Origin of the sequence: Streptacidiphilus sp. BW17 (assembly GCF_041262485.1) — a bacterium.
Taxonomy (GTDB): Bacteria; Actinomycetota; Actinomycetes; order Streptomycetales; family Streptomycetaceae; genus Streptacidiphilus.
In genome coordinates this window covers 36,448-57,843 of record NZ_JBGCCR010000009.1, presented here as the reverse complement: position 1 = coordinate 57,843, position 21,396 = coordinate 36,448, and the positions used below count along the sequence as shown (strand labels likewise).

17 protein-coding genes and 1 pseudogene are annotated in these 21,396 nt (G+C 70.9%); 11 read left to right on the top strand and 7 right to left on the bottom strand.

Annotated features, from left to right (window positions below; translation table 11 throughout):
* Positions 1-27: 27 nt before the first annotated feature.
* Positions 28-1,020: a hypothetical protein gene (locus ABH940_RS13570; protein ID WP_370105356.1), complete on the bottom strand. Its 993-nt coding sequence runs from the start codon at positions 1,018-1,020 to the stop codon at positions 28-30.
* A gap of 204 nt (positions 1,021-1,224) precedes the next feature.
* On the opposite strand from ABH940_RS13570, the gene ABH940_RS13565 reads away from it, so the two are divergent.
* The 7 genes from ABH940_RS13565 (at position 1,225) to ABH940_RS13535 (ending at position 10,226) form a co-directional block, all read left to right on the top strand.
* Entirely contained in the window at positions 1,225-2,847 is a 1,623-nt protein-coding gene (locus tag ABH940_RS13565) for a succinic semialdehyde dehydrogenase (protein WP_370068719.1), read from the top strand.
* Positions 2,848-2,968: 121 nt separating this feature from the next.
* Entirely contained in the window at positions 2,969-4,792 is a 1,824-nt protein-coding gene (locus ABH940_RS13560) for a GMC family oxidoreductase N-terminal domain-containing protein (RefSeq protein ID WP_370105355.1), read from the top strand.
* Between the two features lie 89 nt (positions 4,793-4,881).
* Positions 4,882-5,547, top strand: coding sequence for a TMEM175 family protein (locus tag ABH940_RS13555; RefSeq protein WP_370068715.1), 666 nt, complete (start codon positions 4,882-4,884; stop codon positions 5,545-5,547).
* Between the two features lie 1,083 nt (positions 5,548-6,630).
* Complete coding sequence (locus ABH940_RS13550; RefSeq protein ID WP_370068713.1) at positions 6,631-7,002, top strand: chorismate mutase; 372 nt, start codon at positions 6,631-6,633, stop codon at positions 7,000-7,002.
* Positions 7,003-7,101: 99 nt separating this feature from the next.
* Positions 7,102-8,697: a glutamine-hydrolyzing GMP synthase gene (guaA, locus tag ABH940_RS13545; protein WP_370068711.1), complete on the top strand. Its 1,596-nt coding sequence runs from the start codon at positions 7,102-7,104 to the stop codon at positions 8,695-8,697.
* 139 nt (positions 8,698-8,836) lie between these two features.
* Complete coding sequence (locus tag ABH940_RS13540) at positions 8,837-9,634, top strand: class II aldolase/adducin family protein (protein WP_370068709.1); 798 nt, start codon at positions 8,837-8,839, stop codon at positions 9,632-9,634.
* Positions 9,635-9,707: 73 nt separating this feature from the next.
* Positions 9,708-10,226 (top strand): TQO small subunit DoxD, encoded by a 519-nt coding sequence (locus ABH940_RS13535; RefSeq protein WP_370105354.1) that lies wholly within the window; start codon positions 9,708-9,710, stop codon positions 10,224-10,226.
* Here the strand turns inward: ABH940_RS13535 and ABH940_RS13530 are convergent.
* The gene (locus tag ABH940_RS13530) at positions 10,148-10,417 is read right to left on the bottom strand and encodes a hypothetical protein (protein WP_370068705.1); all 270 of its coding nucleotides are present in this window, start codon (positions 10,415-10,417) and stop codon (positions 10,148-10,150) included. The two genes, ABH940_RS13535 and ABH940_RS13530, sit on opposite strands and share 79 nt — an antisense overlap.
* Complete coding sequence (locus tag ABH940_RS13525) at positions 10,414-11,742, bottom strand: PspC domain-containing protein (RefSeq protein WP_370068703.1); 1,329 nt, start codon at positions 11,740-11,742, stop codon at positions 10,414-10,416. The genes ABH940_RS13530 and ABH940_RS13525 overlap by 4 nt, the downstream gene beginning before the upstream one ends.
* Positions 11,743-11,897: 155 nt before the next feature.
* Between ABH940_RS13525 and ABH940_RS13520 the strand changes: the two genes are divergently transcribed.
* Positions 11,898-13,328 carry a PspC domain-containing protein gene (locus ABH940_RS13520; RefSeq protein ID WP_370068701.1) on the top strand — a complete coding sequence of 477 codons (1,431 nt, stop codon included), beginning with the start codon at positions 11,898-11,900 and terminating at the stop codon, positions 13,326-13,328.
* Entirely contained in the window at positions 13,325-13,996 is a 672-nt protein-coding gene (locus ABH940_RS13515; RefSeq protein ID WP_370068699.1) for a LuxR C-terminal-related transcriptional regulator, read from the top strand. The genes ABH940_RS13520 and ABH940_RS13515 overlap by 4 nt, the downstream gene beginning before the upstream one ends.
* A gap of 20 nt (positions 13,997-14,016) precedes the next feature.
* Here ABH940_RS13515 and ABH940_RS13510 read toward each other — a convergent pair whose 3' ends face one another.
* Both ABH940_RS13510 and ABH940_RS13505 read right to left on the bottom strand, forming a co-directional pair.
* A complete protein-coding gene (locus ABH940_RS13510) occupies positions 14,017-15,051 on the bottom strand; it encodes an NlpC/P60 family protein (RefSeq protein WP_370068697.1) in 1,035 nt (344 codons plus the stop codon).
* Between the two features lie 336 nt (positions 15,052-15,387).
* Positions 15,388-15,924, bottom strand: a pseudogene (locus ABH940_RS13505) (RNA 2'-phosphotransferase); the annotation flags it as partial.
* 91 nt (positions 15,925-16,015) lie between these two features.
* On the opposite strand from ABH940_RS13505, the gene ABH940_RS13500 reads away from it, so the two are divergent.
* Together ABH940_RS13500 and pcrA are read left to right on the top strand one after the other, a co-directional pair.
* Entirely contained in the window at positions 16,016-16,522 is a 507-nt protein-coding gene (locus ABH940_RS13500) for a low molecular weight protein-tyrosine-phosphatase (RefSeq protein WP_370071042.1), read from the top strand.
* A gap of 43 nt (positions 16,523-16,565) precedes the next feature.
* A complete protein-coding gene (pcrA, locus tag ABH940_RS13495; RefSeq protein ID WP_370071040.1) occupies positions 16,566-19,193 on the top strand; it encodes a DNA helicase PcrA in 2,628 nt (875 codons plus the stop codon).
* A 22-nt stretch (positions 19,194-19,215) separates the two neighbouring features.
* On the opposite strand, the gene ABH940_RS13490 is transcribed toward pcrA, so the two are convergent.
* Together ABH940_RS13490 and ABH940_RS13485 are read right to left on the bottom strand one after the other, a co-directional pair.
* The gene (locus ABH940_RS13490) at positions 19,216-20,280 is read right to left on the bottom strand and encodes a M23 family metallopeptidase (protein WP_370105353.1); all 1,065 of its coding nucleotides are present in this window, start codon (positions 20,278-20,280) and stop codon (positions 19,216-19,218) included.
* Between the two features lie 110 nt (positions 20,281-20,390).
* Positions 20,391-21,320: an esterase/lipase family protein gene (locus tag ABH940_RS13485; protein ID WP_370071036.1), complete on the bottom strand. Its 930-nt coding sequence runs from the start codon at positions 21,318-21,320 to the stop codon at positions 20,391-20,393.
* Between the last annotated feature and the right edge of the window lie 76 nt (positions 21,321-21,396).

Below are 21,396 nucleotides of genomic sequence, written 5' to 3'. Positions count from 1 at the left end.
CTGCCCGCGGGGGGCCGAACTGCGGTGTCAGCGCTGGCGCTTGAGGGCGGTCACCGCGAAGGACGCCATCCGCTGCGTCGCCGCGACGGAGGCCGGGTTGTGCATGCCCGGAGCACTGCCGGACGGACCGGCGATGACGTAGTAGGTGAAGTGGCCGACCACGCCGTGGGCCAGGGCGCAGGGGGTCTTGTCCTGGCAGAAGTTCGGTATGCCGGCCCCGCGCAGCGGCTCGATGTGGCCCACGTAGGCCGCGTTGGCAGCCTGCGCCGCCGCTGCGTCCGGGAAGACGGCCACGCCGACGCTGACCGCCTGGTTGCCCGACACCCAGGTGGCGCGGAGCATCTGGCTGCAACGGTTGGGCGCGAGAGCGTTGCCGAGGTGCCCGGTGCTGGCCTCCCAGCACGGGCTCTTCTCGTCCGTCAGTTTCCGGACGTAGACCTGCTTGCCGACGCTGAGCTTCTGCGCGTAGAGCACCGCGCCCGCGTTGAGCGGCGGCCAGGCGGGCGGCTGCGCCTTGACGGTCGGCTTGGCCGACGCGGGGGCGGAGGGCCTGGCCGACATCGACGCGCCGGTCGACGCGGCCGCCGACACCGAGGCCGAGCCGCTCGCGCCCGAGTTCGCGGAGCCGTTCGACCCGCTCGCGTTCGCCGACGAGGAGCCGCCGACCGTGGCCACGGCCGCCACGACGCCGCCCACCAGCGCGACCCCGAGCACTCCGCCGATCACCGCGAGGCGGCGCTTGCGATTCTGCTGGGTCTCGTTGGCCTCGGCCATCGCCTGCCAGTCCGGCCGTCCGTCACCTCCGCCAGGGGAGAAGCCGGCACCAGGGGGGAAGCCGGCACCAGGGGGGAAGCTGGCACCAGGGGGGAAGCCGCCGCCTCCGGAAGGGGGGAAGCCGCCGCTTCCGCCGGGCGGGAAGCCGCCGCCACCTGCGGGCGGATAGCCGCCGTAGCCGTCGCCGTACCCGCCGTAGTTGGCTGTCGGCTCGGAGTCGCGATCGCGCGGCTGAAAGAGCGACATCGCCCCGCCCCTCTCGTTGGTCGCGGGCATGCTAACTCACCGGGGTGCGCCACGGGGCGGTCGAGGGGAGCGCGCGCGAGCCCGCAGAGGCCCGCCTCGTATGCGAACGGCCCGTATGCGGACGTTCGAAAGATTGCTCGGTCGCAGACATATTTCTGTTACTGATGGGTATCGCAACCGGCGGAAAACGCCTACGCTTCCGCCATGACTGACATCAGCACCGACAGCAGCACTGCCGTCGCAGGCAATCCGGTAGCCACTCCCGGCGCGCGGAGCGTCGCCGACGCGGTGCCGGAGGAGCTGGTCAAGCGGCTGGTCGGCGCGGTGGTGACCGGGGCCGAGCCGACCATCGCCACCTCGCGCTGCCCGTTCACGGGCGACGTGCTCGCGGAGATCCCCGAGTCCTCGCCCGCCGACGTGGCCTCGGCCTTCGTCCGCGCCCGTGCCGCGCAGAAGGACTGGGTCAGGAAGCCGGTCCGCGAGCGTGCCGCGGTCCTGCTGCGCTTCCACGACCTGGTGCTGCAGCACAAGGACGAGCTGCTCGACCTGATCCAGGTGGAGACCGGCAAGGCCCGCGCCCACGCCTTCGAGGAGGTGCTCGCCTCCGCGATCGAGGCGCGCCACTACGGCCGGGCGGGCGCCAGGTACCTCAAGCCGCGCCGTCGCGGCGGCGTCTTCCCGATGCTCACGCAGGTGCTGGAGCTGCGTCAGCCCAAGGGCGTCATCGGGCAGATCTCGCCGTGGAACTACCCGCTGGCGCTGTTCACCGGAGACGCCGTCCCCGCTTTCGTCGCGGGTAACGCGGTCGTCACCAAGCCGGACACGCAGACCGCGCTCACCGCGTTGCGCGCCCGCGAGCTGATGATCGAGGCCGGTCTGCCGGGCGAGCTCTGGCAGATCGTCATCGGCGACGGCCCCGTCGTCGGCCCCGAGGTGGTCGCCCACGCCGACTACGTCTCCTTCACCGGCTCCACTCGCACCGGCCGCGACGTCGCGACCCGCGCCGCCGCGCGCCTGATCGGCGCGTCGATGGAGCTGGGCGGCAAGAACGCGATGCTGGTCCTTGCCGACGCGGATCTGGACAAGGCCGCCGAGGGGGCGGTCCGTGCCTGCTTCTCCTCGGCCGGGCAGCTGTGCATCTCCATCGAGCGGATGTACATCGCCTCGTCGATCGCCGACGCCTTCCTTGCGAAGTTCGTCGCCCGCACCAAGGCGCTCAAGCTCGGCAACAGCCTTTCCTGGGGCGCCGACATGGGCTCCCTGGTCTCCCAGCGCCAGCTCGACACGGTCACCCGCCACATCGAGGAGGCCGTCAAGAACGGCGTCACGGTGCTGGCCGGCGGCAAGCCGCGGCCGGACGTCGGCCCGCTCTTCTACGAGCCGACGATCCTCGAGGGCGTAACCGACGAGAGCGCGGTCTGCGGCGAGGAGACCTTCGGGCCGGTCGTCTCGATCTACCGCTTCGACGACGAGGACGACGCGATCAACCGGGCCAACGGCACCAGCTACGGCCTCAACTCCAGTGTCTGGAGCAAGGATCTGCGTCGCGCCCGCTCGATCGCGGCCCGGCTGCACACCGGCACGGTCAACGTCAACGAGGGCTACGCGCCCGCGTATGCGAGCGTCGCGGCACCGATGGGCGGCATGGGCGACTCCGGCATCGGCCGCCGCCACGGCGCGGAAGGCATCTGGAAGTACACCGAGGTGCAGACCGTCGCGGTGCAGCGCCTGATCCAGATGACGCCGTCCTTCGGGATGGACGACGAGGGCTACGCGAAGCTCATGGGCAAGGCCCTCGGCACGCTCAAGGCCTTGCGGTTCAAGTGACCTGACGCCCTTTCGGGCGGCAGGCAGAACGAACGAGCAGTCAGTCACGTCAGTCAGTCAAGTCAGGCAGTTCAGTCAGTCAGTAGAACCGGCGGAGTCGGCGGAAGGCAGGGCGCGTCAGATGAGTTCCGAGGTGCAGGCGGACGGAGCGCCGGAGCAGCCGGTCGCGGAGCAGGGCTACGACTACGACGTCGTGATCGTCGGCTCCGGCTTCGGCGGATCGGTCTCGGCGCTGCGGCTGACCGAGAAGGGTTACAAGGTCGCGGTGCTGGAGGCCGGTCGCCGGTTCACCGCCGAGACGTTGCCGAAGACCTCCTGGGACACCAAGAACTACATCTGGGCGCCCGCCCTCGGCCTCTACGGCATCCAGCGCTTCCACGTCCTCGACGACGTGATGGTGCTGGGCGGCGCGGGCGTCGGCGGCGGGTCGCTCAACTACGCCAACACGCTGTACGTTCCGCCGAAGCCGTTCTTCCAGGACCCGCAGTGGAAGGACATCACCGACTGGTCGGACGAGCTCGCGCCCTACTACGACCAGGCGCAGCGCATGCTCGGCGTCCGTACCAACCCCACCGTCACACCGTCCGACGTGCACCTGCGCGACGCCGCCGAGAGGCTCGGCTACGGCGACACCTTCCACATGGCCCCGGTCGGCGTCTTCTTCGGCGACGGCCAGGACTGCGGCGGCGCGGGCGCCAAGGCGAAGCCGGGCGACTCGGTCGAGGACCCGTACTTCGGCGGAGCCGGACCGCGCCGCAAGGCGTGCACCGAGTGCGGCGAGTGCATGACCGGCTGCCGTCACGGCGCCAAGAACACGCTCACCGAGAACTACCTCTACCTCGCCGAGAAGAACGGCGCGGAGATCCTCCCGATGACCACGGTCACCGCGATCCGGGTCGACGGCGAGGGCTACGCCGTCGACACGCGCCGCACCGACTCGCGGTCGAAGAACCCGGCCAAGAACGGCTTCCGCACCATCCGGGCGCAGAAGATCGTCGTCTCGGCGGGCACCTACGGCACCCAGAAGCTGCTGCACCGGCTGCGCGACGAGGGCGTGCTGCCGCAGATCTCGGACCGCCTCGGCCGGCTGACCCGCACCAACTCCGAGGCCCTGGTCGGTGCGATGACCAATGACAAGCGCTACGGCAAGCGCGTCGACTTCACCAAGGGCGTCGCGATCACCTCCTCGGTGCACCCCGACGAGCACACCCACATCGAGCCGGTCCGCTACGGCAAGGGCTCCAACGCGATGAGCCTGATGACGACCATTCAGGTCCCCGGCGAGGGGCGGGCGCCACGGCTGCTGCGCGCGGTCGGCCTCTCGCTCAAGCGGCCGGACCTGGTCGTGCGGGCGATGAACAAGCGCCGCTGGTCGGAGCGGACCATCATCGGGCTGGTCATGCAGTCGCTGGACAACTCGATCAACGTCACCCGGCGGAAGAGCGGGCCGCTGAAGGGCCAGCTGAGCTCCGGTCAGGGCCACGGAGCTCCCAACCCGAAGTTCATCCCGGCCGCCGAACAGGCCGCGGGCGCGATCGCGAACGAGATCGGCGGCTTCCCCGGCACCAACGTCGGCGACCTGATGGGCCGGACGCTGACCGCGCACTTCCTCGGTGGCTGCGTCATCGGCGACTCGCCCGAGCACGGCGTCGTCGACCCGTACCAGCGCCTCTACGGCTACCCGGGCATCACCGTCGCCGACGGCTCGACCGTCTCGGCGAACCTGGGCGTCAACCCCTCCCTGACGATCACCGCGCAGGCCGAGCGGGCCATGGCCTTCTGGCCGAACAAGGGCGAGGCCGACTCGCGTCCGGCCCAGGACGAGGCCTACCGCCGCGTCGAGCCGGTCGCCCCGCAGCGTCCCGCCGTCCCCGACTCGGCGTTCGGCGCGCTGCGGCTCCCGTTGCTGGCGGTGCCTCAGATCCCGCCGCGCAAGGGGAAGTAGCCAAGGAGGAGTAGCCAAGGGGGAGTTGCGCTGCCGCCGTCGCTGCGAACGGGCCGTTCACCACGACCCGCTCCGGTAGGTTGCACCGCGTGGACAGTGCGGGAAGGAACGAGTCAGGGCGGGTCGAGGCGTTCAGCGACGGGGTCTTCGCGATCGCGATCACGCTGCTGGTGCTGCAGTTGACGGTGAACAACCCCACGCGCATCACCAGCAGCGGGGCGGCGTGGTCGCAGTTGGGACACCTCTGGCCCGCCTATGACGCCTACGTGGTGAGCTTCCTGGTCATCGGGATCATGTGGATCAACCACCACACGGTCTTCGGCTACGTGGCCCGGGTCGACCGCGGCCTGCTGGTACTCAACCTGCTGCTCCTGCTCGTGGTTGCGGCGCTGCCGTTCCCGACCGCGCTGGTCTCCGACTGGCTCAACACACCCGGCGCGCGCACGGTGGCGGTCGCCGTCTTCAGCGGCTTCATGGTCGCCCACTCGCTGACCTTCCAGACGCTGTGGTGGTGGCTCACCCGGACCGGACACCTCTTCGACTCCCGGGTCGACGTCGTCGCGGCCCGCGCCACCCGCCGCCGCTTCGCGGCCGGGTCGGTCGTCTACCCGATCCTGTTGGGTCTCTCGTTCGTCGCGCCGATGGTGACGATGGTGCTGCACGGGGCGATGGCTCTCTACTACGCCTTCAACCAGCTGCCGATCCCGCTGCGCGCGGACATGCCGCCGGACGACGAGGCGGTCATCTCCGTCTGAGCCGACGGGCCCGGCCGTCGCCTGGGGCGGGGGCCTGGTGTGTGTGGTCGGAGGGCTGGGGCGTCGGGGATGGCGCGTAGGGATGGGCAAGGGGCCCCGCGGGGGAAGGCGGGGCCCCTTGCTGCAGCACACGGCGCCAGGGCTGCGCCGGTGCTGTGGCAACGACGCCGGGGGAGGGCGCCGTCGGTCGGTTGGTCGGTGCTGAGGGGAGCGGCTGTCGCGTGACAAGGGGCGCGCGCGTTTCCCGTGCGCCTGCCGCGCTTCGCGAGAGCCTGATCGACTACTCAACGTCACGCATGGCGGCTGGTAGTCGGCCACTCCACGCCCTTGGGGCCAGCAGTCTGCCGACAGTCCCAGGTACGTACGGTCCACCCCCTCACCAGCATCGTGGGGGATATGGCCCGCTTGGCGCAACCAGTTCGACATACTTTGGGCGACTCGTTTTTCGTCACGCTCCGCAAGGATCGGCAGCGGTAGTGCAGCGCATGACGCGCGCCGGGTGGCGCAACGCCACCCCCTCTGGCGCCCTTGAGCCGCGTCGACGTCCCCTCGGTGCCGCCTTTGAACGGCGGGATCGGGGGCGGTCGGCCCAGGGCGTCCCCGAGGCCGACCACCCCTTTCTCCGCAGTCGCAACCGGGCCGCTGTCCCCTGCTGTCCGGTCACAGCGTGGCCGCGAGGTCCCACGGCGCATGCCTCACGGCGCACGCCTCATCGCGTCCACGGACTGGGTGTCACACCACGCGTGGTCCTGCTCGCCGCACGATCGCCCCCGGAAGGGAGCTGGAGCCGTCCCTGGCGGGGACGCTGCACCCCGTACGGTCATGGGGGACAACGATTCTCCTGGCGGCGGGTCACGCGCTACCATGTCGACATGTTCCAGATGGCCTACTTCTTTACCTATGGCACCGGAGGCTCCGGTCGCCATGGTGATGCCGTCTGAACTGACGCAGACCTTGAGGGCGCCCCGGGCCGATGGCCCAGGGGCGTCTTTTCGTTTCCCGGGCCACTGGCTCCCCGGCCCCTCCGACGTCCCGACTGACCGCAGAGACGGCCAGAGACAGAAGAGACAGAGGAGCGCGAACATGACCCAGAGCCCGACCCCGGCCCCCGCGATCCCGGCCCCCGTGGCGGCGACCCCGACCGACGAGACCCCGACGGCCGTGACGCCGGCCGAGGCGCCCGCCGCAACGACCGCGCTCTCTCGGGAGAGTGCGGCGACGGTCATCGCCGAGGCGCGCGGTCGCATCGACGCGCTCGACGCGGAGATCCTGGCCCTGGTCCAGAGCCGGATCGCCTTCTCCGCGGAGGTGCAGCAGGCCCGGATCGCGACCGGCGGGCCGAGGCTCTCGCTCACCCGCGAGATGGAGATCCTGGAGCGCTACCGCGAGCGGCTGGGCCGTCCGGGCACCGACATCGCGATGCTGCTGCTGGAACTGTGCCGCGGGCGGGTCTGAACCCGCTGCGGCCCGGCAGGTGGTGTGGGTCGGGGGTCGGTCCTTCCGCCCGTTAGAATGGGGATCGACTCCCCATACCACCCGCCGGAAGGCCGCCCTGTGGCATCAGCGACCCCCGACCCTGCGGACACCGCCGTCGACACCGTTCTCGTCGTCGACTTCGGTGCGCAGTACGCCCAGCTCATCGCGCGTCGCGTCCGCGAGGCCCGCGTGTACAGCGAGATCGTGCCCCACACCATGCCGGTCTCGGAGATGCTCGCCAAGAACCCCAAGGCGATCATCCTTTCCGGCGGACCCTCCTCCGTCTACGAGGAGGGCGCGCCTACGGTCGACAGGGCGCTGTTCGAGGCCGGCGTGCCGGTCTTCGGCATGTGCTACGGCTTCCAGTTGATGGCCACCACGCTGGGCGGCGTCGTCGACAACAGCGGCGCGCGCGAGTACGGCCGCACTCCGCTGGCGGTCTCGCAGACCGGTTCCACCCTCTTCGAGGGCACCCCGGCCGAGCAGTCCGTCTGGATGTCGCACGGTGACGCCTGCTCCGCGGCGCCGGAGGGCTTCACCGTCAGCGCGTCCACGAGCGTCGTCCCGGTGGCCGCGTTCGAGAACGACGCCAAGCGGCTCTACGGCGTGCAGTACCACCCCGAGGTGATGCACTCCACGCACGGCCAGCAGGTGCTCGAGCACTTCCTCTACCGCGGCGCGGGCCTGGCCCCGACGTGGACCACTTCGAGCGTGGTCGAGGAGCAGGTCGCGGCGATCCGCGCCCAGGTCGGCACCAAGCGCGCGATCTGTGGTCTCTCCGGCGGTGTCGACTCCGCAGTCGCGGCGGCGCTCGTCCAGCGCGCCATCGGCGACCAGCTCACCTGCGTGTACGTCGACCACGGCCTGATGCGCAAGGGCGAGACGGAGCAGGTCGAGAAGGACTTCGTCGCGGCCACCGGCGTCAAGCTCAAGGTCGTCGACGCGGAGGAGCGCTTCCTCAGCGCGCTCGCCGGGGTCAGCGACCCGGAGGAGAAGCGCAAGATCATCGGACGCGAGTTCATCCGCGTCTTCGAGCAGGCCCAGGTCGAGATCATCGCCGAGGCGGGCGCGTCCGGCGAGCCGGTCGAGTTCCTGGTCCAGGGCACGCTCTACCCGGACGTCGTCGAGTCCGGCGGCGGCGAGGGCACCGCGAACATCAAGTCACACCACAACGTCGGCGGGCTGCCCGAGGACCTCGAGTTCCAGCTGATCGAGCCGCTGCGCAAGCTGTTCAAGGACGAGGTCCGGATGGTCGGCCAGGAGCTCGGCCTGCCGGAGGAGATCGTCCAGCGTCAGCCCTTCCCGGGCCCGGGCCTCGGCATCCGCATCGTCGGCGAGGTCACCAAGGACCGCCTGGACCTGCTGCGCGACGCCGACGCGATCGCCCGCGCGGAGCTCACGGCCGCGGGCCTGGACCGGGAGATCTGGCAGTGCCCGGTGGTGCTGCTGGCCGACGTCCGCTCGGTCGGCGTCCAGGGCGACGGCCGCACCTACGGTCACCCGATCGTGCTGCGCCCGGTCTCGTCCGAGGACGCGATGACGGCGGACTGGTCCCGCCTGCCGTACGAGGTCCTGGAGAAGATCTCGACGCGGATCACCAACGAGGTCCGCGACGTCAACCGCGTCGTGGTCGACGTGACCAGCAAGCCGCCGGGGACGATCGAGTGGGAGTGAGCCTTCGCTCTCACCGGTAGGTGCACCACCCAGGGGCGCGACGCTCTGCCGCACATCGGCAGAGCCTCGCGCCCCTGGTGTGTGCGTGGTTGCTCGTCTGCCTCTGGTAAGCGCCGCTACCGCGCGGTAGCTTCCGAGCATGACGAACCCACCCCCGCAGCCCGTCCCCATGGACAGCCTTCAGTTCGCGCTGCCACCGAAGTTCGAGACCGTCGAGGCCGAGCGGGCCTATCGCAAGGCGCGGCTGGTGACCGCGCTGCGGCTCTTCGGGAAGTTCGGGTTCGAGGAGGGGGTTGCCGGACACATCACCGCCCGCGACCCCGAATGGACCGACCACTTCTGGGTCAACCCCTTCGGCATGTCCTTCAAGCAGATCAACGCCGGCGACCTGCTGCTGGTCAACCACGAGGGACAGGTCGTGCAGGGCCGTCACCACGTCAACCAGGCTGCCTTCGCTATCCACTCCGAGGTGCACGCCGCCCGCCCGGACGTGGTCGCCGCCGCGCACAGTCACTCCACCCACGGCCGCGCCTTCTCCGCGCTGGGGCAGCTGCTCGACCCGATCACCCAGGACGTCTGCGCGTTCTACCAGGACCACGCGCTCTTCGACGACTACACCGGCGTCGTGCTGGACCGGGAGGAGGGACGCCGGATCGGTGCCGCCCTCGGCCCGCACAAGGCGGTGATCCTGCGCAACCACGGTCTGCTGACCGTCGGTGACTCGGTCGACGCGGCCGCCTGGTGGTTCATCACCATGGAGCGCTCCTGCCAGGTACAGCTGCTGGCCCAGGGCGCCGGCAAGCCGGTGCAGATCGGGCACGAGAGCGCCGTGCTCACCCGGGACCAAATCGGCAACGACCTCGTCGCCTGGATCAACTACCAGCCGTTGGTCGCGGGGCACTCGGACGCGTTGGCCGGTGCGTACGACGAAGACTGATCCTAGGCTGAACCCGCAGGTTCACCGCGGCGTACTGGTCGGGGAACCGAGGAGACGCTGAGGAGCAGCAGCCATGGGCGGAGCGCTTTCGCGTGAGCGGATGAAGCAATGGGGCACCACCTATGCGCTACTGCCCCTGCGGGTGTTTCTCGGGGTCACCTTCATCTATGCGGCTTGCTACAAGTTCACCGACCCGAACTATCTGGGCGGTCTCTCCGACGCGCAGTCGTTCGCGTCGATGACGCGGGCGCTCAGGGCCTCGAGCCCGATCGGGCCGCTGTTGAGCCTGGCGCTCCACGCGCCCACCGCGTTCGCGCTCGCTTTCGCCATCGGCGAGCTCGCGGTGGGCGTCGGCACCCTGGTCGGCCTGCTCGGCCGGGTGGCCGCCGTCGGCGGGGCGCTGCTGAACCTGACGCTCTTTCTCACCGTGAGCTGGCAGACGTCGCCCTACTTCCTGGGCAACGACCTCATCTATCTGATGGCGTGGCTCCCGTTGGTGCTGGCGGGGACGCCCTATCTCTCGCTGGACTCCGTGCTCTGGCCGAAGCTTGCCGCGCGTCGGGCCGCCGCGCCGCGCGGCGCTCGGGTGTAGACGGCCGCGAGTAGACCCGCAACCCCGAGGGCGATCAGCTCGACGGGAAGCAGGACTCGCCCGTTCACCCGCAGCACGCCCCCGGCCTGCAGCAGGTAGAGCACGGCGACGGTGACGAAGACGAGACCGCTCAGCAGCGGGTAGAGCTGCACGCGCCGCCCACCGCCAGGAGCCTTGCTGCGCCTGTTCATTGGAGCACCTCCACCTGGCCGGCACCGACCTGGAGCTCGACCGTCACAGTGCCGTGGGCGGCGGCGTCGCCCTGGTTCAGATCGACGCTGCGGGAACTGCCGACGCCGGAGAACTGGCGGCCGTCCGGCAGCTTCAGCTCACCCGCCCCGGTCTGGGCGTTGAGCCTGACCTCGGGGGCGACGGAGCCGCCCGGAAGGAGCACCTTGAGCGTTCCCGCGCCGAGGCTGACATGGGTGGTGACCGTCTGACCCGGCGCCGGCTGGACGTTGCGCAGGTCGAGGGTGGCCGCGCCCGCGCGGAGGTCGTAGGTCGTCTGCAACTGGGCCGCCGAGGCGGGGGCCCAGGTCGTATGGCTCCAGTGCTGCCAGGGGGCTGCGCCGACCACGGCGGTGGCGCCGGAGAGCAACAGGGCGACGAAGGCGAGGCCGATCGCGCGCCGCCGCAACAGGCCGCTGAGCACCAGCCCGAGACCGACCACCACGAGCGCCGAGGCCGTGACGGCGAGGGCGTTGACATGGTGCGGGGCCTGGGCCGCGTAGACGGCTCCTGCGGTGCCGGCTGCCAGCACCAGGACGGCCAGCCCCCAGGGCCCGCGCACCCGGCGTCGCCGCTCCGGCTCGGCCGCGCCCCCGGCAGACTCGAAGGGTTCGAAGGACTCGAAGGGCGGCAGCGGAGCGAGCGGCTCGGTGGGTTCCGTCAACAGCTCACCGGGGACGGCGTCCGTCGGGGGATGCGGCGGCTTCGCCAGGGAGACCGGTTCACCCGGGGGCGGAGTCGTGGTGGTCTTCAGCAGTGTGTCCGTCCGCTGCCACCAGTTCGGGGTGGCCGGAGCCGGCTCCGGGACAACCGGGGGAGCCTGCTCGCGCGGCGGAAACTGGTGGCGCTTGGGGTCGTAGCGGAGGGCGGCGAAGGCCAGCGCGGCGATCAGCAGCAGTGGGAAGACGTGGTCCTTGGCGCCCATGTAGGAGAAGAAGATGCCGGTGCCGAGGACGGTGACCAGCACGGCGCTGAGGGACTGCCCGTCGACCCGGCCGGACATCAGGCGTTGCAGCTCGTTCTTGCCGGTGCCCTCCATGGGGATCATCAGCCAGGCGACCCCGTAGATGAAGAGGCCGACGCCGCCCCACAGACAGAGCACCGCGATCACCACGCGGAAGACCAGCGGATCGATGTCCAGCCGACGGCCGAGGCCGCCGCAGACGCCCGTGACCACGCGGTGGCTGGCACTGCGTTCCAGCGGCGGCCGGGAGCTCGCGGGCTCCTGGTCGGCACCGGGTGCGGCGTCGCCGTCCGGCGGGGGCGGGATGCTGGTCGTGGGATCCATGCCCCCATCCTGCTGGTCGTCAGCGCCCGTGCCCATCCGTCATCTCCCTGGTCGAACCCTGAGATCAACCCTGACACAGCCCGACTCCGGAACCAGGGCGACCATCGGGGTCGACCCTGATGCTTTTCTCACCCGTGCCGTGTGACGATCGAACCGTGGCAAGCAGCGACCTCATCTCCGACCGCCCGGACGCCCGGCCCGACGCAGTCGGCCAGCCCGGCACGCCGGTCCGCAAGCTGTACCGCCGTCCCGAGGGGCGCGTGGTCGGCGGCGTGGCCAGCGGGCTCGCCGCGCACCTGGGCATCCCGGTGCTCTGGGTCCGCGCCGCGTTCGTGGTGCTGACACTGGGTCAGGGGCTGGGCCTGGTGCTGTACGCCGCGTTCTGGTTCGTGGTGCCGATGGGTCGGGCCGTTGCCGGGGGGCCGGGTCGGCCCGCCGGGGCAGCCGAGGCGGGCGAGGCAGGCGAGACGGGTGAGTCCGTCCGGGCCGGGCGGTCGCGGGGCGTGATCGGCCGGGCCAGACGCTCGCTCCAGCAGTTGTTCCAGGGGGACTCCGCCGCCGGGGGCCCGGCGGCGGAGGAGGGCGGCGCGGCGTCCGGGCGGCCCCAGGCCGACAACGACCGGGGTCGGCTGCTCGCGCTGGTCGCCGTGCTGGCGGGTGTGCTGGTGCTGATCAACGTGCTCACGGCCGGCCAGGACGACCCGTACTTCTGGCCGGTGCTGATCTCCGGAGCCGGTGTCGCCCTGGTCTGGCGGCAGGTCGACGACGCCCGCTGGGCACGCTGGTTCTCGCTGGACGACAGCAGCGGCGGCGCGCTGACGCTGCGGCTGGGGGCGGGCGTCGTCCTGGTCGCCGCCGGTGTGGTCAGCTTCCTCGTCGTCTCCGGCTCGCTGGCCGAGTTCGGCAAGGTCATGCAGGCCGTGCTGGTCGTGCTGGCCGGGGTGCTGCTGTTGGCCGGCCCCTATCTGCTGCGGATGTGGCAGGACCTGGCAACCGAACGCCGCGAGCGCATCCGCGCCCAGGAGCGGGCCGAGGTCGCCGCCCATATCCACGACTCCGTGCTGCACACACTGACCCTCATCCTCCGCCACGCCGACAACCCGAAGGAGGTCGCCCGGCTGGCCCGGGCCCAGGAGCGCGACCTGCGCCAGTGGCTCTACCGCTCCGGCGATCCGGCGGACGACGACACCCCGGACACCCTGGCCGAGTCGGTCCGCAAGGTCGCCGCCGACGTGGAGGACCTGCACGGCGTCCCCGTCGAGGTCATCTGCGTCGGCGACGCGCCCATGGACGAACGGCTCGGCGCCCAGCTCCAGGCCGCACGGGAGGCCATGGTCAACGCCGCCAAGTACGGTGGCGGTGAACCGGTCTCGGTCTACGCCGAGGTCGAGGGCAGTACGGTGTGGGTGTTCGTTCGTGACCGCGGTCCCGGGTTCGATCTGGACGCGGTGCCGGAGGACCGGATGGGCGTGCGCGGCTCGATCATCGGGCGGATGCAGCGCAACGGCGGCCACGCCCGGGTGCGCCCGGCCCCTGCGGGCGGCACGGAGGTTGAGCTGGAGATGGAGAGGGCGACGAACGGATGAGCGCGAACACGAACGCGGAACGACCTCAGGCGCGAGTGGTCCTGGTGGACGACCACCGGATGTTCCGCACGGGTGTCCGGGCGGAGATCGGCCAGACCGAGCGGACCAACGTCGACGTGGTGGGCGAGGCCGCCGATGTCGATCAGGCCGTCACGGTGGTCACCTCGACCATGCCGGACGTGGTGCTGCTCGATGTTCACCTCCCCGGCGGCGGTGGGGTGGAGGTGCTGCGGCGCTGCGCATCGCTCGAGGGCGTCAAGTTCCTGGCGTTGTCGGTCTCCGACGCGGCGGAGGACGTCATCGGCGTGATCCGCGGCGGCGCGCGGGGTTACGTCACCAAGACGATCACGGGCACCGATCTGGTCGACGCCATCTTCCGGGTCCGCGAGGGCGATGCGGTCTTCTCGCCCAGGCTCGCCGGCTTCGTGCTGGACGCGTTCGCGGCCACCGACACCCCGCCGGTCGACGAGGACCTGGACCGGCTGACGCAGCGCGAGCGCGAGGTGCTCCGCCTGATCGCGCGCGGGTACGCGTACAAGGAGATCGCCAAGCAGCTCTACATCTCGGTGAAGACGGTGGAGAGCCATGTCTCGGCGGTGCTGCGCAAGCTGCAGTTGAGCAACCGTCACGAACTCACCCGGTGGGCCACGGCACGTCGGCTCGTCTGAGGCGCGGTCGGAGGGCGCGGTCAGGGCCGGACGGCGCCGACGATGGGCATCTCGTCGACCGGCGCGTACTCCACGGCCGCGCCGGGGTGCGGAGCGTGGATGATCTCGCCGCCGCCGACATACATGCCCACATGGCTGACGCCGGAGTAGTAGAAGACCAGGTCGCCGGGCTGGAGGTCGCTGACGGGGATCCGCGTCCCCGTGTCGATCTGCTCGTAGGTGGTGCGCGGCAGCGCCACACCCGCTGCGGCCCAGGCGGCTTGGACCAGGCCCGAGCAGTCGTAGGAGTTCGGTCCGGTCGCGCCCCAGACGTAGGGCTTGCCCAACTGCGCCCGGGCGAAGGCCACGGCAGCTGCGGCCCGGCCCGAGGCGGGGATGTCGGCGAGGCCGGGCGGGGTGGTCGTGGTGCCGCCGGTCTGGGTGACGGTGGCGAGTGATGCGGCAGTCAGGGTGTTGAGCAGGGCCTGGGCGGCGCCGAGCTTCTCCTGGATCTGGGCCTTGGCCGCGGCCAGCCGGGTCTCCTCGGCCTTCAGGGCCGCGAGCCTGGAGTCGGCGGCGGCGCGCTCCGAGCGGAGCGTCCGTGATTCGGTGGCGAGTTGCTGCAGCAGGTCCGACTGCGAGGCGAGGGCCTGGGAGAGGTCGCCGGCGCGCTGGAGGTAGTCCTCGGGGTCGGCGGAGAGCAGCAGTTGCAGCTGCGGGTCCATGGCGCCGTTGCGGTACTGCGTGGCGGCCATCTGATCGAGCCCGCTGGTCAGTCGGTTGAGCCGGCTGTCGGTGCGGGCGGCCTCCTGTTCCCACTGCCCGGCCTGGGCCTGCAGTTGCTGGGCCGCGGCGACTGCGCCGTCGTACTGCTGGGTGGCCTGCTCGGCCTGCTGGTAGAGCTCGCCCACTTGGGCCTTGACCTGGTTCGGGGTCGGCTTCGGGTCCGCGTGGCCCGGCTGGGTCAGCGCCACCACGGAGGCGGCTGCGGCCGTCACCAGCGTGGCGGCGGTGCGGACAGCCGGTCCGGCCAGCGGTGAGGTCCGGGGTTTTCGATGCTTCTGGTGTGACGCCACGAGGGCGTTCCCTTCTCCCGAGGTGGTTGGAGCGCGACGCTAGCCCGCTGGGAGTGGTGGGCACCGTGTGGTTGACGAGGCTGGTCGGAAGACGACGGAAGGAGCGGCTCCGATCGTCCGGTCGTGGTCGATGGCGTGTGTCTTTCGACCGTATGACGACTGGTCAGGCGATCAGTCGGATCAGTCCGACGATCGGACTTTGCCTCGCTAGTGTTCTGAGTGTTCTTCGTCCGCCCTGACCTGGTCCGCCCTGACCTGGTCCGCCCTGACCTGGTCCGCCCTGACCTGGTCTGCGCTGACCTGGTCCGCCCTGACCTGGTCCGGCGCGACCTGGCCGAGGAACTGCGGCGGGACGTGGTCCGTCAGCCAGACCCCGTTGGCGCTGACCCGGAAGACGAACCCGGCTGCCGCCATCCCGGCCGCGTCCACGCTCAGCACCACCGGCCGTCCGCGTCGGCCGCCCACCCGGGTCGCCGTGGCGATGTCCGGCGACAGGTGCACGGCATGCCGCTGCATCGGACGCAGCCCCTCCCGCCAGATGGCGTCCAGCGCGCCGGGGTGCGTTCCGTGGAAGAGCCGCGCCGGTGGCGCGGCCTCCTGGTAGCCGAGGTCCACCGGCACCGTGTGGCCCTGGCTGGCCCGGATCCGGCCCCCGTCCGGGCTGAATGCAAACCGCTGCTTGTCGTTCTCCGCGACCACCCTGTCCAACTCGACCCGGCTGATCCGGCGGCCATGCGCAGCGGCCGCTGCGAGGAGCTGCGCGACGTCCACCCATCCGGCCGGGTCCAGGCGGATGCCGATGCTGCCCGGATCGTGCCGGAGAACCCGGGAGAGGAACTTCGATGTCCTGATCATTCTTCGGTTGTCGTCCATGGCGCCGACGGTAGGGCGAGATCCCGGCCCGCGTCGCGCACGTTTCGGCCGTACTCGCCGCCGGCGCCCCTGTCGAGCGTGCCGAGCGTACATGGCCGATCATGGTCGGGTGATGCGCATCTGCTTCGTCTGCACCGGGAACATCTGCCGCTCGCCGATGGCCGAGCAGGTGATGCGCGCACGCGTGGCCGAGGCGGGGTTGGCGTGCGGGATCCTGGTCGACAGTGCGGGCACCGGCTCCTGGCACGTCGGCGACCCGGCCGACGAGCGTGCCGTCCGGGTGCTGCGTGCGGCCGGATACGGCAGCGACCACGTGGCCCGGCAGTTCCGCCCGGAGTGGTTCGCCACGCACGACCTGGTCGTCGCGCTCGACCGGGGGCACGAGCGGGCCCTGCGCCGCCTCGCCCGGACCTCGGAGGAGGCGGCGAAGATCCGGCTGCTGCGCTCCTTCGACGCCTCCCGGCACACGCCCGACGGCGACGATCTTGACGTCCCCGACCCCTACTACGGCGGTCTGGCCGGCTTCGAGGAGGTGCTCGGGCTCTGCGAGGCGGGCTGTGACGGCCTGCTCGCCGAAGTCAGGAGCATGGTGCGCTGAAGCCGTCCCGGGGTGTCCGTGGGGCGTCCTAGACTCGTGGGTGATGAGCAGCCTCTTTGACGACATCCCCCTGCCCGGCCTGGACACCCCTGCCCCGGCGCCTTCGGCGGGCGAGCCGCCGTACGACCACGCGGCATACGGCGAGGCCCCGTTCGACGCCTCGTTCGAGGCTCCGCACGAGGCCTCGTACGACGCGCCGTACGAGGAGGAGATCCCGAGCGGGCTCTTCCAGTCCTTCGACCCGGCCGAGCCGGTGCCCGGGGCGTACTACCGCAACGGCGCGCCGCATCCGGTCCGGGACCCGGAGACGCTGCTCGACGGCATGAACCCGCAGCAGCGCGAGGCGGTCGAGCACGCGGGCTCGCCGCTGCTCATCGTGGCCGGTGCCGGCTCCGGCAAGACGCGGGTGCTCACGCACCGGATCGCCTACCTGCTGGCCGCACGCGGCGTGCAGCCGGGCGAGATCCTGGCGATCACCTTCACCAACAAGGCCGCGGGCGAGATGCGCGAGCGCGTCGAGGCCCTGGTCGGGCCGCGCGCCAAGGCGATGTGGGTCTCCACCTTCCACAGCGCCTGCGTCCGGATCCTGCGGCGCGAGAGCAAGCGGCTCGGGTTCACCTCCAGCTTCTCGATCTACGACGCGGCGGACTCGCAGCGCCTGATGGCGCTGGTCTGCCGCGACCTCGACCTGGACCCGAAGCAGTTCCCGCCGAAGTCCTTCACCGCCAAGGTCTCCAACCTCAAGAACGAGCTCATCGACGAGGAGACCTACGCCGGCCAGGCCGACAACCCGATGGAGCGCAAGCTGGCCGAGGCCTACGCGCTCTACCAGCGGCGGCTGCGCGAGGCCAACGCGCTCGACTTCGACGACATCATCATGACCACGGTCAACCTGCTCCAGGCGTTCCCCGACGCCGCCGAGCACTACCGCCGCCGGTTCCGGCACATCCTGGTCGACGAGTACCAGGACACCAACCACGCCCAGTACATGCTGGTGCGCGAGCTGACGGGCGGCGCCAGCGGCCAGGCGCCGAAGAAGACGGTGGACGGCGAGTTCGTGAACCCGGCCCAGGCTGCCCTGGCCGAGATCCCGCCCGCCGAGCTCTGCGTGGTCGGTGACGCGGACCAGTCGATCTACGCTTTCCGCGGCGCGACGATCCGCAACATCCTCGACTTCGAGGAGGACTACCCGAACGCCACCACGATCCTGCTGGAGCAGAACTACCGCTCCACGCAGACGATTCTGAGCGCTGCCAACGCTGTCATCGAGCGCAACAGCAACCGCCGCAAGAAGAACCTGTGGACGGCAGGCGTCGAGGGCACCCGGATCACCTCCTACGTCGCCGACGACGAGCACGGCGAGGCGCAGTTCATCGCGGACGAGATCGACCGGCTCAGCGACGCGGGCGACGCCAAGCCCGGTGACGTCGCGGTCTTCTATCGCACCAACGCGCAGTCGCGTGTCTTCGAAGAGGTCTTCATCCGCGTCGGCCTGCCCTACAAGGTTGTCGGCGGCGTCCGCTTCTACGAGCGCCGTGAGGTGCGTGACGTCCTGGCCTACCTGCGGGTGCTGGCCAATCCCGAGGACTCGGTGCCGCTACGCCGGATCATCAACGTGCCCAAGCGCGGGATCGGCGAGCGTGCCGAGGCGATGATCGAGGCGCTGGCCTCGCGCGAACGGATCTCCTTCCCGCAGGCGCTGTTGCGGGTGGACGAGGCGTACGGCATGGCCGCGCGCTCCGCCAATGCGGTGAAGAAGTTCAACGACCTGATGGCCAAGTTGCGCGGTGTGGTCGAATCGGGTGCGGGGCCCGCCGCCGTGCTGGAGGCGGTGCTGGAGGAGACCGGATACCTGGCCGAGCTCCAGGCGTCGACGGACCCTCAGGACGAGACGCGTGTCGAGAACCTGCAGGAACTCGCGGCCGTGGCGCTGGAGTTCGAGCAGGAGGAGCCGGTCGAGGGCCCGGACGGGGAGCCCGTCCAGACGGGTCTGCCCGGCTTCCTGGAGCGGGTCGCGCTGGTGGCCGACTCCGACCAGATCCCTGACGAAGACGGTGAAGGGCGGGGCGTCATCACGCTGATGACGCTGCACACCGCCAAGGGCCTGGAGTTCCCGGTCGTCTTCCTGACCGGCATGGAGGACGGCGTCTTCCCGCACATGCGGGCGATGAACAACACCAAGGAGCTGGAGGAGGAGCGCCGCCTCGCCTACGTCGGCCTGACCCGGGCCCGGGAGCGGCTCTACCTCTCCCGAGCGGTGCTGCGCAGCGCCTGGGGTCAGCCGTCGTACAACCCGGCGTCGCGGTTCCTGGAGGAGATCCCGCCGACCCTGGTGGACGAGAAGCGGACCGCCGCGGCGGCAGTGCCGTCGCTGAAGTCCGGCGGCTCGGGCGGCTCCGGCGGTGGATTCGGTGGCCGCTCGGCCGGCACGGGTACGGCGGGTGGCCGACGCTCCACGCCGGCGGCGGGCTGGGGCAAGAACGCGGGACGGATGAAGGACCGTCCGATGGTCAGCCTGGCCGTCGGCGACCGGGTCACCCACGACCGCTTCGGACTGGGCACGGTGATGGCGGTGTCGGGCCCGGCGGACGACGCGAAGGCCACCATCGACTTCGGCGCGGAGGGCACGAAGCAACTGCTGCTGCGCTACGCACCGGTCGAGAAGCTCTGAGCGCTGAGTAGTCGGGCCCGCCTCAGCGCGGGTCCAGGCCGCGGGCCAGCAGCCAGGGCAGTGGGTCCACGGCCGGGCCGCCGGTCGGGTGCACCTCGAAGTGGAGGTGCGGTCCGGTGGAGTTGCCGGTGTCGCCGGAGTAGGCGATCACCTCGCCGACCTTCACCGGGCCGCTGTGCAGCCGGTAGGCGCTGAGGTGGCAGTACCAGGTGATCGTGCCGTCCGGCGCGGTCACCTTGGACATGTTGCCGTAGAAGGGGTTCCACTCGGTGCTGACGGCCCCTCCGGTCACCGCGTGGACGGGAGTGCCGACCGGCACCGGGAAGTCGATGCCGGTGTGCAACTGCATCCAGTGCGTCCCGGCCTGGCCGAACAGCGCGCTGAGGCCGGTGTGGTAGGCGATCGGGAGCACGAAGCGCGGCGCCTCGGCGGCGGCCTTCTTGGCTGCGGCGACCCGCAGTTGCAGGGCGGTGCGGGCTTCGTCGCGGCTGGTGCGTTCGGCGGCGTCCCGCGTCTCGGTGCTGGTCAGCGTCTTCGCCTGCGCCTGGGCGGCGTCGGGGGCCGAGATGGCGGTCGTTGTGACGTGGTGGTGGGCGCTCAGGGGGCCCATCGTGGCGGCGGCTGCACCGGCAACTCCCAGAACCGCCGCGGACGGCGCGACGATGGTCAGCACCGCGGACCGGCGCCGGGCCGCCTTCCGTCGCGCCCCTCTGGCGGCGGCCCGCCCGCCGACGACGGGTGGTGCGGCGGGCGGCGGCGTGAGGGGGGCTGCGACAGGAACGTCGACGGAAGCGTCGGCCGGGAGGTCGACGATGGTGGCGTCGACGTAGGCGACCGCCGTGGTGGTCGGGTGGTCCGCGAAGGCCGCCGAGTACGCGGGCTGGGGCCGTTGGTACTCCGGACACCCGAAGTGCGCCTGACAGGGCTCCTGGTGGTACGCCTGGTGGGCCGGGCAGTAGGGATCCGTGTAGGGGTGCGCGTACGCATATGCGTCGTATGTGTCGTAGGCCCACTGCTCCGGGTACGGCCGACCGTGGTCGGGAAGGACCAGGGTTTCCTGGCCGTACCAACTGGTATCAGTGGTCACGGGAATCCCAATCCACCTCGACAGCGGGAAAGTGTCCGTGACTGTATCCCCGGTATCGCACCGGAAACAAGAGAACTCCTGAATTGTCCCCCCAGGTAGCCGTCTTACGATCAGGCGATCTGACGACTGTTCACTCGTCGTACTGGTGTCGATTTCTGGGCGTCCGTCAACGCCTCGCGCACACGCGTGAGTACCTCCCAGTGCACCGGCAGCGACAGGTGTCCGGCGGTGCGGACCAGCACGTTCTCCGTGGCGAGGTCGGGGTGGTCGAGTCGGGCGTGTTGGTGCGGAAGGATCAGCGCGTCCAGGCCGCCCCAGAAGCAGAGAAAGCGCGTCGAACATTCGGGCGCAGGCGCGCCGAGTTCGGATATCACCTCGCTGCCCGGCAGTAGTTGACGCACGATCGGAAAGGCGCGGAGTGCATGCGCCGCCACCGTGCCCTGGTGGGGCGTGCCGAGGGTCACCAGGGTGTGCACGTGTTCGCTCCCACCGAGGCGTTGTACGTAGTAACGCGCGATCAGTCCGCCGAGGCTGTGGCCGACGACGGCGATCCGTTCGCCGCCGTAGATCCAGCGGGCCTGTTCGACCTGGTGGCCGAAGAGTGCGGCGGCGCGCGGGATGTCGAGCGTCAGCGGGTTGTAGTTCAACGCGTGCACGTGGTCCCAACCGTGGACGTGCAGGTTGTGGCGGAGCAGCGTGAAGACCGCCCGGTTGTCGAAGAGGCCGTGCAGCAACAGGACGGGGGCGTGGGCGCCTCCGAGCGCCTCCCCGTCACCGCCGACCCCGCCCCCGGCCCCACCGATCCCGTCGGCCCGGTCCTGGCCGAGCCTGCTCTCCGCGACGGACTGACTGCGGCGCAGGTGGCCGCAGTGCTGCGGGCGCTCCGGCGGCCACGGCTCCGGCTGGAGGAACCCACCGGGGTAGAGCAGCAGATGGCCGGCCAGTGCGACGCCTTCCAAGCCGACACCCAGCCCGATGCCCAGCCCGGTCCCGCAGATCTCGCGCGCCCAGGCGCCGGTGCGCTCCGACACGATGCTCACAGCCACGACCTCCCCGCGGGTCGGATCCGGGAAGCGTCCGGCGTGGACGGGCGAGCAGGCTCGAGTCCCACGACGC